This is a genomic window from Robertmurraya sp. GLU-23 (assembly GCF_052983275.1).
In genome coordinates, this window is the sequence record NZ_JBRKCV010000006.1 from 161,139 (window position 1) to 174,854 (window position 13,716).

The 13,716-nt window shown below is 36.5% G+C and carries 12 protein-coding genes and 1 pseudogene; 10 read left to right on the top strand and 3 right to left on the bottom strand.

The window, feature by feature from the left end:
• Window positions 1-30: 30 nt before the first annotated feature.
• Window positions 31-783 (bottom strand): LysM peptidoglycan-binding domain-containing protein, encoded by a 753-nt coding sequence (locus tag ACVBAX_RS12305; protein WP_447117286.1) that lies wholly within the window; start codon window positions 781-783, stop codon window positions 31-33.
• A 258-nt stretch (window positions 784-1,041) separates the two neighbouring features.
• Entirely contained in the window at window positions 1,042-2,031 is a 990-nt protein-coding gene (locus tag ACVBAX_RS12310) for a DUF3231 family protein (protein WP_447117287.1), read from the bottom strand.
• A gap of 491 nt (window positions 2,032-2,522) precedes the next feature.
• Between ACVBAX_RS12310 and ACVBAX_RS12315 the strand changes: the two are divergent.
• From ACVBAX_RS12315 to ACVBAX_RS12335, 5 genes and pseudogenes are all read left to right on the top strand, one after another.
• Window positions 2,523-2,843 (top strand): annotated as a pseudogene (locus ACVBAX_RS12315) (GNAT family N-acetyltransferase); the annotation flags it as partial.
• A gap of 365 nt (window positions 2,844-3,208) precedes the next feature.
• The gene (locus ACVBAX_RS12320) at window positions 3,209-3,763 is read left to right on the top strand and encodes a sigma-70 family RNA polymerase sigma factor (RefSeq protein WP_447117288.1); all 555 of its coding nucleotides are present in this window, start codon (window positions 3,209-3,211) and stop codon (window positions 3,761-3,763) included.
• Window positions 3,764-3,766: 3 nt separating this feature from the next.
• On the top strand, window positions 3,767-4,201 hold the full coding sequence (locus ACVBAX_RS12325) for a PadR family transcriptional regulator (RefSeq protein ID WP_063255096.1): 435 nt from the start codon (window positions 3,767-3,769) through the stop codon (window positions 4,199-4,201).
• Window positions 4,198-5,529, top strand: coding sequence for an FtsW/RodA/SpoVE family cell cycle protein (locus ACVBAX_RS12330; protein ID WP_447117289.1), 1,332 nt, complete (start codon window positions 4,198-4,200; stop codon window positions 5,527-5,529). The genes ACVBAX_RS12325 and ACVBAX_RS12330 overlap by 4 nt, the downstream gene beginning before the upstream one ends.
• Before the next feature lie 207 nt (window positions 5,530-5,736).
• Window positions 5,737-6,027, top strand: coding sequence for an NUDIX domain-containing protein (locus ACVBAX_RS12335; RefSeq protein WP_447117290.1), 291 nt, complete (start codon window positions 5,737-5,739; stop codon window positions 6,025-6,027).
• A gap of 184 nt (window positions 6,028-6,211) precedes the next feature.
• On the opposite strand, the gene ACVBAX_RS12340 is transcribed toward ACVBAX_RS12335, so the two are convergent.
• Window positions 6,212-6,706: a L,D-transpeptidase family protein gene (locus tag ACVBAX_RS12340; RefSeq protein ID WP_447117364.1), complete on the bottom strand. Its 495-nt coding sequence runs from the start codon at window positions 6,704-6,706 to the stop codon at window positions 6,212-6,214.
• A 519-nt stretch (window positions 6,707-7,225) separates the two neighbouring features.
• Between ACVBAX_RS12340 and ACVBAX_RS12345 the strand changes: the two genes are divergently transcribed.
• The 5 genes from ACVBAX_RS12345 to ACVBAX_RS12365 all read left to right on the top strand — a co-directional run bounded on the left by ACVBAX_RS12345 (window position 7,226) and on the right by ACVBAX_RS12365 (window position 13,709).
• Complete coding sequence (locus ACVBAX_RS12345) at window positions 7,226-8,812, top strand: acyl CoA:acetate/3-ketoacid CoA transferase (protein WP_447117291.1); 1,587 nt, start codon at window positions 7,226-7,228, stop codon at window positions 8,810-8,812.
• A 25-nt stretch (window positions 8,813-8,837) separates the two neighbouring features.
• A complete protein-coding gene (locus tag ACVBAX_RS12350) occupies window positions 8,838-10,079 on the top strand; it encodes an L-lactate MFS transporter (protein ID WP_430775875.1) in 1,242 nt (413 codons plus the stop codon).
• Window positions 10,080-10,111: 32 nt separating this feature from the next.
• Window positions 10,112-11,071, top strand: coding sequence for a DUF561 domain-containing protein (locus ACVBAX_RS12355; protein ID WP_447117292.1), 960 nt, complete (start codon window positions 10,112-10,114; stop codon window positions 11,069-11,071).
• Window positions 11,072-11,215: 144 nt separating this feature from the next.
• Window positions 11,216-12,604 (top strand): sigma-54 interaction domain-containing protein, encoded by a 1,389-nt coding sequence (locus tag ACVBAX_RS12360; protein WP_447117365.1) that lies wholly within the window; start codon window positions 11,216-11,218, stop codon window positions 12,602-12,604.
• A gap of 169 nt (window positions 12,605-12,773) precedes the next feature.
• Window positions 12,774-13,709, top strand: coding sequence for a phosphodiester glycosidase family protein (locus ACVBAX_RS12365; protein WP_447117293.1), 936 nt, complete (start codon window positions 12,774-12,776; stop codon window positions 13,707-13,709).
• Window positions 13,710-13,716 lie beyond the last annotated feature (7 nt).

Below are 13,716 nucleotides of genomic sequence, written 5' to 3' on the forward strand. Positions count from 1 at the left end.
TCTTTATACCAGATGAGGATTTATTGATTTCTAGTTTAAAATTGTGACTTTTATTTGTTTTACTCCAAAATTGATTGCATCCTGTTGAGAAGGAATAAAGACATCAATTTTATGTCCTTTTATGGCCCCGCCGGTATCTCCGGCGATAGCTTCACCGTATCCTTCCACATAAACCTTACTACCAAGTGGAATAATGGTAGGATCCACTGAAATGATTTTTGCATTTGGATTTTCTTTTAGATTAATTCCAGTAGCGGTAATACCAGAACATCCCTCACATGAAGCTGTATAGGCAGTAGCTTCCATAATTAATTCCTTTGAAGTTGCTGTGTTTGTTGATGGAGCACTTGCTGTGGAGGTACTTTCCTTTGACTCTTGTGCTTCAGGCTCCACTGAATTTTCAGTTATAGCCGTCTTAGAAGTATTAATATCTTCATAGATTAATAGGTTTAATCCCGGATGAATAAGGTCACTATGTAATTGGTTCCATTCTTTCATTTGTGAAACTGTTACTTGATGTTCTAAGGCTATGTCCCATAAAGTGTCCCCTTGCTTAACAGTATACTTTTTATGTTGAGCAAGGGTTAGAACATCACCAGGGTGAATAAGGTCAGTAGTAAGATCATTCAACGTTTTAATATTTTCTACAGTTGTATTATTCACACGTGATAGATTCCAAAGGGTATCCCCTTTCTTTACCGTAATCGTAGAAGCTTGTACATTTGCACTTATCGATACTGTGAGTACAGTAACTGCTACACCTGAAATGATTTTTTTAAGCATCTATTACCCTCCATGTTCTTTGGTTACTAATTTTAAATTATCGTAACATATATTTTTCTGAGAAAAAGAACAGGGAGGTGTTAATTCGATTACGGCTATGGCATTTCTATTACAATAATATTTCTAATATTAAGAAATTTATAGAACATAGTTGAAGGAGGGTGCATAAGGCAGGTGGAATGGTTAAGAGATGCTGTACCATAGTACAACACCTAATTTTGCCGTTTCACTTTTTTGAAACCGTATACCATAGCTTTTTCAATCGGAATCAGGTTGTTTTTCTAACCATCCATGTTTAACCATAATGTTGTAAGAAAAAGCACCAGCCTCCATTGCATGAGTAAATACTTTAGAATAGTTTACGATTATATCCGTTCTGAAGCTGGAACCTAACGATGCACCATAATAAGTAAGAGCCGCATTAACTAAAAACCCTGCGTGAAACATAATCAATTTATCAGAAAATGGGCTTACAGTAGAATCAGTAATCTCAGTATCCCACTTCTCAGGGATTGGCAAATGATCCTGTTGTAAGATTGCGTCAAAGCTTTTAGCATCTTTCCCTGCTAATTTAACGTTTTTTAACATAAAATTTCGAACGTCTTCACGGACAGCCACCTGACTAAAAGCCAAACTTAAAGAGCTGATAAATCCAGTTTTCGTTGAATTAAAGAAAAGGGTGCTGATTTCCGAACTATTTAGTGGTCTTTTGTCTCCGATTAAATTAGAAATGAATCCTGGTGAATCCATAAACTGCACCCCATGAGGCGAAGGGATGGGAGGGACACTTGTATATTTTGGCTGATTTATTGCTAATTTCATTATTTTTTGGAACAATTCCTTAGATGAAACCGTACAATCAAAAAAATAATTTTGAATGTCTTGCCGCTCCACGTTTGTAATAGCAAGGCTATATGCGGTTAACCCATGTATGGTCATAATATAGGAGTAAAAAAGTAAAAACTGGTCAGAAAACAAACGAGGGGCATTAACATTCACATCATTTTCTGTAAATCCAAGTGGGATTTGGAAATTAGCACTCTTTAAGAATTCAGTGATTTTCGTAATATGTCCTTGAGCTAACTGTAATGCGTTTTCCAATATGGGTTTAATCTCTTTGTCTTCAACAATATTAAGAAAATATTTGTAAACACAGATAGCCATACTATCACCCAAATATTGTAGCCAAAGAGCAGATACCTCTGCAGCAGTTAATGTGTTTGCTTTTGATTTGCCGAAGACACCCAAAGAAAATACCTCCAATGTTCCATTTGCTTTTCTGAGATTAATTTATGGCGGGTAATAAGTATACATTTATATTTGATGATTGCAGCTTTAATTTTTTTCATTTTTGACTCGTAAGGCGTATTAAAAAAAGGTAGGGCTAATTCCCAAGTTTTTGGTTTATCTTATTAATTTTACGAATAATCGTAAGAGCAAATAAAAAAAGGGATCCAGTGAAAACACTTGTAAGAATTCCAGCTCCAATACCCATCTTTATAATTATATCGAGCTTCTTTTTGGTAGATGAAAACAATGATAATACCTCTTTCCTTTTTATGTTGGTATTAAGATTTTTACCAATCAGGGATTTATTATGTAAGTGGAGAGATTATTTCCTACACATTAATATCAAATTGTGAATTAATTCACTTAAGTAAAAGGAGCAGTTTTATTGAAGAAGGATTTCTAATTAAAATGAAGAATATAAATCCAGAGAGTTGCGAAAACAACTCTTTTTAAGTGAGGGAAGGCTTATCCAATGGCTAGTAGAAAATAATGAAGAAACTATAGCTTGTGGTGCAGTAATTTTTTATGATTTCCCACCTAGCTATACCAATAAGAATGGGAAAAAGGCATACATTGCAAATATGTACACTAACGAAAATTATCGCGGTCAAGGAATAGCAAAAAATCTACTATCTAAATTGGTTGAAGATGTAAAATTATCTAGTATATCAAAAATATGGCTTGCGGCATCAGAAAAGGGAAGTCCTGTGTATAAGAAGTTTGGATTTAAAGAAGCTGATGAATATTTAGAATTAAATATTACTAAATAATCCTTAGAAATATACTTTAATTAATTGAGGAATGCCTAAAAAGCATTTCTCTTTCTTGTTCTACAAAAGGGGCAGGATAGTTAAAAAAGGGGTAGCGTCAGGAAAACGCAGATTTACGCCGATAAGTAATTCTGAATTTAGGAACTGTTGTACTTGCAGTTCCTTCTGAGAAGTAAGGTATTATTAATCGAATAAGTAGTATTATAAGCCATCTAACCTATATACAACATTCTGGAACAATCCTATAAGAGGTTGGTCCTTTTTCCATTTATACCTTAGATTATAGAAGGTCATAAAAATCCAATGTTTTTTCAAACCAAATGAAGGTTAGCTACGTCTATTATATGTGAGAGGGTGATAACAAGATGAATGGACTAAAACAACTGGCGGTGACAGATGAAAGTATGTTGCTTGAGCGAGCGGAAATAATTGATCAATTAATGCAAGAATATAGCGATGATATCCTGCATCTCGTATATACATATGTTAAAAATCGAACGACAGCAGAAGATTTAACGCAGGAGATATTTTTAAAATGTTATGAAAATTTAAATCAGTTTAATTATCAGGCAACACTAAAAACATGGGTATATCGTATTGCTAGTAATCATTGTAAGGACTACTTAAGAAGCTGGCATTATCGCAAAATAACGCTTAGCGATAAAATTTTGGATTATATACCTTCGAAATCAAAACAGGTTGAAGAAGAGATTATCGCGAATAGTGAAGAAAACAGCTTAACAAATGCTGTCATGAATTTACCTTTAAAGTACAGAGAAGTAGTATTTCTGCATTATTATGAAGAACTATCTTTAGCCGAAATAAGTAAGATTACGACAGTAAATATAAATACAATAAAAACTAGATTAAAGCGTGCAAAAGAATTATTAAAAGACAAGATGATCGAGGGGGAGGTTTAGGAGATGAATGATCCATTTACTAACCTGAAGAGTTCGATGAAAAAATCAATTTTCAAGGATTTTTCTTTTTCCAATGAAAGAAAAAATGCGGTGAAAGAATCCATTCGTATGAGACAATCTCAATCACAATTTCATTCTTGGAAGATAGAAACCATCATAGCTATATTAGAATCGGTTCAGCATGAATCAAAGGATGGCTACAATATTTCTACCCAACTTTTTCAAAAAAATGAACGTACTTTCCAAAAAAATGAAGGGCAGCTTTATTCACTTTTACATCTACTAGAAAATAAAGAAATTCTTACTTCAAAATGGATAAACAAAAAGAAATATTACTCCTTAAATTCCAAAGGGGAAAAATACTTAGCTACCTATAAACAAGATAAATCAAAACAAGAGTTATCCCTTAAACACTTACTAGAGGAGGCGTCCTTATGAGTTCTCCCAAATTTGAAGAATTTTTAAGTAAAGTAACGTCCAAAGTGAAATCTAAGGAAGCCCACAACATGATAAAAAAAGAGCTTATTCATCATCTGCAAGAGTTAAGTCAATCTTACAAAAAGAGAGGGTATTCTAAAGAGGATGCAGAGGAAAAGGCGATTCAAGAAATGGGAAATCCATTTACCATTGGGGAGAGATTAAATCCCCTACATAAGCCGAAAATGGATTGGGTTCTAATTGTTTTATTTGTTCTTTTTGCTGGTATTAGTTTTCTCCCGTTAGTTGATGGGATTCCTGAATTTTCCCTATCAGGTACCTATTTTATGGGGAGACAGGCGATTTGGTACACCCTGGCTATTCTTGTAATCATTGGATTCCTTTTCTTTGATTACCAAAAATTAAAGAACGGATGGATATACTTTTATGCGATAGGCCTATTGATCCATATATATCTTCATCTTTTTGGAATTATGACCAACGGAGCAAAGAAGTGGGTTTCCCTCGCAGGCCTGACGGTCGATGGAACCATGATGAGCTTATTTTTCTTTTTTCTTGCTTGGGCTGGTATTTTTAACAAAATAAATGAGTTTCGTAGTTGGAAAAAACAAGGTTTACTTTTTGTTTTATTTTGGATTCCCATCTCGCTCTACATGATGGTGCCAGACTTTATGGTTAGTATGATTTACTTCTTCTGCATACTTGGGATGTTTGCTTTCGCTCGAATCCATAAGAAATTAGCTGTAAATCTGACCCTAACAAATCTATTGGCTGGTATTATGTTCATTATTATGTTCTACATGACCTCACGTCAAAGTTATTTGTTAACTAGATTATCTGCTTTTATAAACCCTACTGCCGATTTAAATGGAGCAGGATATATGTATAAGGCGGTTAGGAATGTCCTTTCAGAAGCGGGATGGTTTGGTAACGGACTTTCCAACGAGTTGAATTTTCAATTGTTACCAGAAGCACATACAGATTTTGCTTTTCCCTTCCTCGTCTATTCTCTTGGTTGGGCTTTCGGATTCGTTCTATGTTTGATCCTACTGATATTTATTTCAAGGATCTCAAAAAATGCGTTCAAAACAAAGGATCTCTATGGGAGATTGATCGTAATAGGTGGTGCTACATTGTTTGCGGTTCCTACTACCTGGAACATCTTGATGAGCTTTGGAGTCGTGCCTATAATGGGGGTTTCTCTGCCTTTTATTAGTTATGGAGGCAGTGCGATACTCTTTTACGCTGCTGTTTTAGGACTCATTTTAAATGTTTATCGAAGAAAAGATCTTGTAGAACCCACGATTGCAGATGAAATTAAAAGTTAAGTCGAACATGTTAATTGCTGATAAAAATGGCGGCAGCTAAAGTAATAGTTGTCGCCCTTCCCTTATTGAACTATCGGGTGCGTTAATAGGTAGCAGACCATTTATATTGGTTGGTTCAACAATTGTAGTGATGAATGAGAAAAAAGAGATTTATTTCAACACCGTTCTGATTCAAAAGAATGGGGTTTGCCAGGTGGAGTAATGGAAATGGGTGAAACATTAGAGCAAACTGCTGAACGTGAACTTTGTGAAGAAACAGGGTTAAAAGCAAACAGTTTTAAGTTTATTGATATTTTGTCTGGAAGTAATCTTTATTATAAATATCCTAACGGTGATGAAGTCTATAACGTAATCTGTGTCTACTTAGCACAAGAAACAAATGGTGAGTTAGCTATGAATGATGGTGAGAGTTTGGATTTAAGATATTTCTCCATCAATGAATTACCGTTCCAGCTTGATGAAAGAGCAAAGATAATTATAGATAAACATTTTATTTAAGATAAGTTTTTTCGTTGTAGTCTTTTATAGTTGATAGCCCTCTTATTTTTCAAAACCAAGAAGTTTGTGAACTATTTTACTTAAAGTATAGGAGGCTTTAGTAAAACAAAAAAGGACATTACATACTCATATAACTAGTATGTAATGTCCTTTTTCATATTTTTTGGTACATCTTTCCTCAAAGTTATGGATGAATAGTTACCGCAGTTCCGTTTGGGACCATCCTCGCTAATTCTTCTACATCTCTATTGTACATGCGAATGCAGCCTTTTGAGACGGCCTTTCCAATCGAGCTGGGATCATTCGTCCCATGAATGCCATAACTTTGCTTGGATAAGCTCATCCACATCGTCCCGAACGGTCCTCCGGGATTAGGTGCCTTATTTAAAATAATATAATTTCCTACCGGTGTTTCAAATAACATTCTTCCTACCGCAATAGGGTATTGTTTTTGAAACGTACCATTTCTAAATAATCGTAGATTGCGACTATTTATACTCACATCAATTCGATAAGGACTGCTCTCTGGCGAAGGAACGTCTGGAATATTGATGGATTGTCCGGGATAAATGAGGTTTGGATTTATTGATGGATTTGCACTGAGAATGGTTGCAAGTGGGGTACGATAATCCTTTGCAATTTGATTAAGGGTTTCACCTGCTTTAACTGTATGAATCAGCGGGAACACCTCCTAAGGACTTTTTAATACATTCTATGTTAGGGGGTGAAAGTGATTCGTATATTTAAGTTTGTTTTTCAGCTGTAGCATAAATGCAAATCTAGAAGAAAACTAATTCATAAAAAATTATTTTTATATGTTAATCCGTTTTCTTCGCTTCTCTATATACAAAATATGTAAAATTTTGCATTGTAAATATACCGAGACTGAGCCCACTTGTTGTTTTATTGCAAAATAACCAAAAGCCATTTATAACAAGCAACGTATTTTTCATTAAGCGTACTATTTATTGAATCCTCTTTTTTAAAATCATCAAATCTCATATGTGCATATTTATAAATTCGCAAATTAACCACAGTTTTTTAGCAGATTTCTCAAGGTTTTGGAACCCTTGACGAGGAGGTGTACCTGTCATAGGATGTAAGTGAAATGATTCACAAACTCTTATCGGAGCTTATAAACGTTAGACAAATTTTTTTATATAACATTGTGAAATGATTCACATAAGGAGGAAGCGAAATGTCAAAAGTAATTACGGCTTCAAAAGCAGCAGAGCTTATTAAGGATGGAGACACAGTGGCAGCAAGTGGTTTTGGTCTTTCATGTTGGCCGGAGGAAATGGGGATCTCCATTGAAGAACGTTTTTTACAAAGTGGTCACCCGAAAAATTTAACAGTCATGCATGCTAGTGCGGTAGGAAATCGACGTGAAAAGGGGATGAGTCACCTTGGCTACGAAGGGCTAGTAAAACGTTGGATTGGTGGAATTGCGATTGCCTCTCCTGGAATGGCGAAATTAATTGAAGAAGATAAATGTGAAGCCTACAACCTTCCTCAAGGGGTCATTACTCAGCTTTATAGAGAAATTGCAGCGAAGCGTCCCGGAGTAATCACAAAAGTTGGAATGGGAACTTTTGTTGATCCACGAGTAGAAGGTGGAAAAATGTCACCTTCCACAAAAGAAGAGATTGTAAAAGTAATAGAGATTGAAGGGGATGAATGGTTATATTATAAATCCTTCCCGATCCAAGTGGGATTAATACGTGGAACGGTTGCAGATGAAAATGGGAATTTAACGCTTGAAAAAGAAGGCCTTCATATGGAAGTACTTCCAATCGCTCAGGCTGTTCGTAACTCAGGAGGAATCGTCATTGCCCAAGTAGAGGCGGTTGCGAAAAATGGCACACTCAACCCTAAGGATATAAAAGTTCCTGGTATTCTCGTTGATTATATTGTGGTTTCAAAACCAGAAAATCATTTCCAGACAGAAAACACTTATTATAACCCAGCTTTCTCTGGTCATATTAAAGTACCTGTAGAAAGTATGGAGACTCTTCCATTAGATGAACGAAAAATCATTGCTCGCCGCTCGGCAGCAGAACTTGTACCAAATACGATCTTAAATCTTGGCGTAGGAATCCCGGTTTGTGTCTCAACGGTAGCAGCTGAAGAGGGAGTGAGTGAACAGCTCATTCTTACAACGGAGGCAGGTTCGGTTGGGGGTGTACCTGCTGGATTAAAGGATTTTGGGCATGCGTATAACTCTGAAGCGATCGTTGATCATGACGCTCAATTTGATTTTTATGATGGAGGCGGAATTGATTTATCTGTTCTTGGGTTAGCTCAAACAGATGAATTTGGAAACGTCAATGTGAGTAAATTTGGAACACGAGTAGCCGGTTGTGGAGGATTTATCAATATATCACAAGCTGCAAAGAAACTAGTATTTGCCGGTACCTTTACGGCTGGTGGTCTTCAGATAGCTGTAAAGGACGGAAAGCTAGAAATCCTTCAAGAAGGAAAGGCAAAAAAATTCATTAAAAAGGTTCAGCAAATCACCTTCAGTGGAGCTTATGCAACTGAGGTGAATCAGTCAGTTGTGTATGTGACAGAGCGCGCGGTATTTGAACTTCAAGAAGGAAAAATGACATTAACAGAAATTGCACCAGGCGTAGATTTACAAACACATATTTTAGATCAAATGGATTTTGAACCAGTCATCTCACCAAACCTAAAAGAAATGGACTCAAAAATGTTTGAGGAAAACTGGGGCAAATTAAAAAGCATTATTGAAGAAAAAACAAAGCCAGAATTAGAGCTAGTTTAATAATAAAAGAGCGGAGGAAATATCAATGAATAAAGAGCTTAATCGTTGGACGATATTAGTTGTTTCTACAATCATTAACATTTGCGTCGGGGCTATATACGCTTTCAGTATTTTTGCTTTGCCATTAACGAACGTATTTCAAGCTTCCATGGGAGAAATCATGATGGCTTTTACCATCAATGCTGCCATTTCACCGATTCCGATGATTCTAGGAGGAAAACTCGTTGATAAGGGTGGAGCAAAGCTCGCCATTCTAATAGGGGGATCGATGTTTGGTGCAGGATTCATATTATCCGGATTTGCTACGGCTCCTTGGATGTTATACATCACGTACGGAGTAATTACAGGAGTTGGGCAAGGAATTGTGTACTCAGCGACAATTGGTAATACGGTGAAGCTTTTCCCAGATAAAAGAGGTCTTGGAACAGGTATTGTAACAGCTGGGTATGGTGGTGGAACGATTATTCTTGCACCGGTAGCCAATGCTTTAATTACTGCTAATGGGGTGCAATCAGCCCTTATTACTTTGGGGTTTGCGTTTTTAGTGATTATTTTAGGGTGCAGTACACTCTTTAAAGCTTGCCCAGTTGGTTATACTCCACAAGGCTGGACACCTCCAGTTGCCGCAGGAAATAAGGGCGGGGTAAACATCAATTGGAATGAAATGATTAAAAAGCCAATCTTTTATGTGATTGCTGGTATGTTTTTAATCGGTGCTTTATCAGGCATGATGGTAACATCAAATGCATCTGTCATCGGACAAACAATGTTTGGATTATCAGCAGCAACAGCAGCATTATTTGTAAGTCTTTATTCTCTTAGTAACTGTATGGGCCGTATTTTCTGGGGAGCTGTTTCTGATAAAGTTGGACGCATTAATTGTTTAATGATCATCTATTTGGTGATTGCTGTCATGATGTTCACAATTGCGAAGTCTACTTCTGTTGGTGGATTTGCGGTTGCTATCATCGGGATCGGCTTATGCTTTGGCGGAACAATGGGAATTTTCCCATCTATCGTTGGAGAAAAGTTCGGAATGAAATTCTACGGAGTCAATTATGGTGTGACATTCATTGGTTATTCAGGTGCAGCCTTCTTTGGTCCAAGAATAGCAAATACGGTTGCCGCAGCGAATGATGGAATGTTTACCAACGCATTCTATATCGCTCTAGTAATCTCGTTAGTTGGTTTTGGTTTAACCTTTGTGTTTAAAGCTTTAGAAAATAAAAAACAATCCAATACTCCTGATCATACTCAGGTTGCTTAAATAAGATTAATAACCATAAGGAGGAAAAACAAATGTCTATTACAAAACTATTAGGTATTAAATATCCAATTTTTCAAGGTGGAATGGCACAAATTGCCCTTTCTCCATTAGTAGGAGCAGTTTCAAATGCTGGTGGACTAGGGATAATCGGTTCAGGTGGATTTTCAGCAGATAAGCTTCGTGAAGAGATTAGAAAGACAAAAGAAATCACTAACAATCCATTTGCAGTTAATTTAATGCTCATGATGCATAATATCCCAGAATTAATTGAAGTTATTATTGAAGAAGGTGTAAAAATTGTAACAACGGGTGCAGGTACTCCAGCACCATACATGGAAACGTTCAAAAAGAATGGAATTATTGTTATTCCAGTTGTTCCATCCGTTAAAATCGCTAAGAAAATGGAAGCACTAGGTGTGGATGCAATTGTAGCTGAAGGAACTGAAGCTGGGGGACATGTTGGTGAAACGACAACGATGGCTCTGTTACCACAAGTAGTCAGTGCTGTTTCCATTCCTGTTATAGGTGCAGGAGGAATTGGTGATGGACGCGGTGTGGCAGCTGCGTTTGCTTTAGGTGCTCAAGGGGTTCAAGTGGGTACACGCTTCTTAGCGACTGTCGAATGTCCAACACATGAGAACTTCAAGCTTGCTGTCATTCATGCGGATGACACGAGCACCACGGTTACTGGGCGTAGCTTAGGTGGCCCTGTAAGAAGTATAAAAAATAGCATGATCAACGAATTCTTAAGGCTAGAAAGAGAAAATGCTTCACGTGATGAATTAGAAAAGCTATCTTTAGGTTCATTACGTAAGTCTGTTTTTGAGGGAGACACTGATCAAGGTTCTGTTATGGCTGGACAAATTTGCGGCCTTTGTAATGAAATAACTACTGTAGAAGAAATGATTACTAGCATGTTTAAAGAAGCTCAAGAGGTTTTAAGTAACCTCGGGAAAATCACTGTTTTTGAACAAGAGTTAGTCTTAAATTAATACAAAGAAAAAGCCAAATAGGGTGGATATCTTATTTGGCTATTTTTTTGGAAAAGACTGTTGTCATAATATGTACACTGTTATCTTTCAGTGTTTCCCATATATAATGAAAGAAAAAACATGAGGAGATTGATATTTACGATTATGAAAAATCATACGTCAAGAAAGCCCAAAAAACCTTTTGTTGATAAAAATATCAATGATCAACCCTCAACTTTATTTGTGACAGACGGAAAAGGAAATATTTTAATATCTAACGAATTTACTGCGTTAACCATTGGCATAACTTTAGAAGAGTTATTAAAATCAAATGTTAATGACTTAGTAAAATCGGGTTACTACAATCGTTCCATTACGATGGAAGCAATTGAGATGAAACAAAAAGTCAGTAAGATTGTAAGCACAAACAGAGGGTTTAATGTGAAGTCTATGGCCATTCCTATCCTCGATAAGGATGGCGAGGTCCAGCTGGTTGTGACAACTTCTGTTAAATACAATGGGAAATTGCCGGTTATTGAGATTAACCACAACATTCCAAATGATTTCGGTCCCAATGTATACGATTTGTTTAAAGTAGAAAAAGAACCAGGGATTGTTGCAGAAAGCATAGCCATGAAGCAAATCATCAAGGTTTGTAATAAAATTGCGACTTATGATAGCAAAGTATTAATCTACGGTGAATCTGGCACAGGAAAAGAAGTAGTTGCAAAGTATATTCATAGAAAGAGTGATCGATCAGCTGGCCCATTTGTAACGATTAACTGTGCAACCATCCCACCCTCCTTATTTGAATATGAATTATTTGGGTATGAAAAAGGAGCTTATTCAGGAGTAATTGAAGAGAAAAAAGGCATGATTGAGGAGGCAAATGATGGCTATTTATTTTTAGATGAAATTGCTGAAATGCCGTTGGATATGCAAGCAAAATTATTAAGAGTCATTGAAAATAATGAGCTGAGAAGAGTAGGCGGAATGAGCAATGTGCCAATTAATTGCCGGATTATCACTGCCACCAATAGAGATCTTTGGCAAATAGTGAAAAAAGGTCATTTTCGAGAAGATCTATATTATCGCATCAATGTTGTCCCGATTCATATTCCACCTCTTAGACATCGAAAACTAGATATTGTCGGGTTAATCTCTTATTTTATTGAACAAATTAATCAAAGCTATGGAAAAAAATTCACTCTAAGTGCAGATCAATTCGAAAAGTTAATGAAAATGGAATGGCCAGGAAATGCCAGGGAATTACGAAATTACGTTGAGCGATTGGTTGTTACTGAGAATGTGGAAATTAAACCCCTGCTAGAAGATAAGGTATCGGATGGATTCACACTAGACCATTTCATTAATTTAAATATTGAGAAATTCTCTAACTTGAAGGATTTTACGGCAATAATAGAAGGAAGATGTATAAGCCATGTCATGGACATGTGCAATGGAAATGGAACGGAAGCAGCTAAAAAGCTTGGTGTCGATCGGTCCGTTATTTATCGAAAATTAAAGAAAATGGAACAAGTACTTAAAGAATAGTAAGTAGATTTATAGGGGAGAAGGCTCATTCAGTAAACAACTGAATGGGCTTTTTTTATTACCATTTGTTTCTCCGTTTCTTCCTCTTTTGGACATAGTTCCGCCATATTTGCTGACTATAATTTGTCTAGATAAAGCTTTAGGAGAAACAAAGGAGGGTGTCTTCACCTTGAAAAAAAGAAAACTTATAGTAAACATCTCACTAGTTATTGCCAGTGTTGCACTGATTCTATATTTATTAGCTGACCGCTACCTGATTGAGCATGTTGAGGTAGAAAATGCACTTGTCAGTTCCGAAACAACAAACTCAACAACCACATCTAGTGAAACTACTACAACCGTGGACGAGACCTATGAAGCGGATGATTTAAGTTATACCAGCGATACAAAGTCGATTGAAATTGAGAAAGTAGTGACTGGTTCAGGAAGTGATCAGGTTGTGTATTATGTAGCCGATGTTCAATTAACCGATTCAAGTAGTTTGAAGTCAGCATTTGCCAATAACCAATTTGGAAATAACATAGTCCAAGTAACTTCCGAAATTGCAAGTAATAATAACGCCATTTTTGCGATTAACGGGGATTATTATGGATTTCGTGAAGATGGGATAACGATCCGGAATGGACAAATTTTTAGAGATAATCCAGCACGTACGGGGGTGGCTTTTTATGAGGATGGATCCATGAAAATCTATGAAGAGACAGAAACTTCTGCAGAGGAATTAATTGCTGAAGGAGTCACACAAACCTTCTCTTTTGGGCCTGCTCTCGTTGAAAATTCAGTGGCCATTGAAGATTTTGGAGATGTGAGCATTGATAAGAATTTTGGAAATCGTTCGATTGAGGACTCCAACCCGAGAACAGGGGTAGGTATCTTATCTGAAAATCATTATGTGTTTGTCGTCGTGGATGGCAGAAGTGAAGGATATTCAAAGGGATTAACCTTAGGTGAGTTTGCTCAAGTGTTTGAAGACTTAGGCGCTACGGAAGCCTATAACCTGGACGGTGGTGGTTCGTCAACCATGTACTTTATGGGAGAAGTCATTAATAATCCTCGAGGTAAAGGGGAGGAACGTGAAGTAAGTGATATTATCTATATCCAGTAAGAGAGGT

Excerpts from the sequence above, each read along its gene's own strand:
- ACVBAX_RS12335 (WP_447117290.1), top strand. The coding sequence starts at position 5,737 with ATGGGTGAAACATTAGAGCAAACTGCTGAACGTGAACTTTGTGAAGAA.
- ACVBAX_RS12325 (WP_063255096.1), top strand. The coding sequence starts at position 3,767 with ATGAATGATCCATTTACTAACCTGAAGAGTTCGATGAAAAAATCAATT.
- ACVBAX_RS12305 (WP_447117286.1), bottom strand. The coding sequence starts at position 783 with ATGCTTAAAAAAATCATTTCAGGTGTAGCAGTTACTGTACTCACAGTA.
- ACVBAX_RS12320 (WP_447117288.1), top strand. The coding sequence starts at position 3,209 with ATGAATGGACTAAAACAACTGGCGGTGACAGATGAAAGTATGTTGCTT.
- ACVBAX_RS12355 (WP_447117292.1), top strand. The coding sequence starts at position 10,112 with ATGTCTATTACAAAACTATTAGGTATTAAATATCCAATTTTTCAAGGT.
- ACVBAX_RS12350 (WP_430775875.1), top strand. The coding sequence starts at position 8,838 with ATGAATAAAGAGCTTAATCGTTGGACGATATTAGTTGTTTCTACAATC.
- ACVBAX_RS12360 (WP_447117365.1), top strand. The coding sequence starts at position 11,216 with ATGAAAAATCATACGTCAAGAAAGCCCAAAAAACCTTTTGTTGATAAA.
- ACVBAX_RS12330 (WP_447117289.1), top strand. The coding sequence starts at position 4,198 with ATGAGTTCTCCCAAATTTGAAGAATTTTTAAGTAAAGTAACGTCCAAA.
- ACVBAX_RS12345 (WP_447117291.1), top strand. The coding sequence starts at position 7,226 with ATGTCAAAAGTAATTACGGCTTCAAAAGCAGCAGAGCTTATTAAGGAT.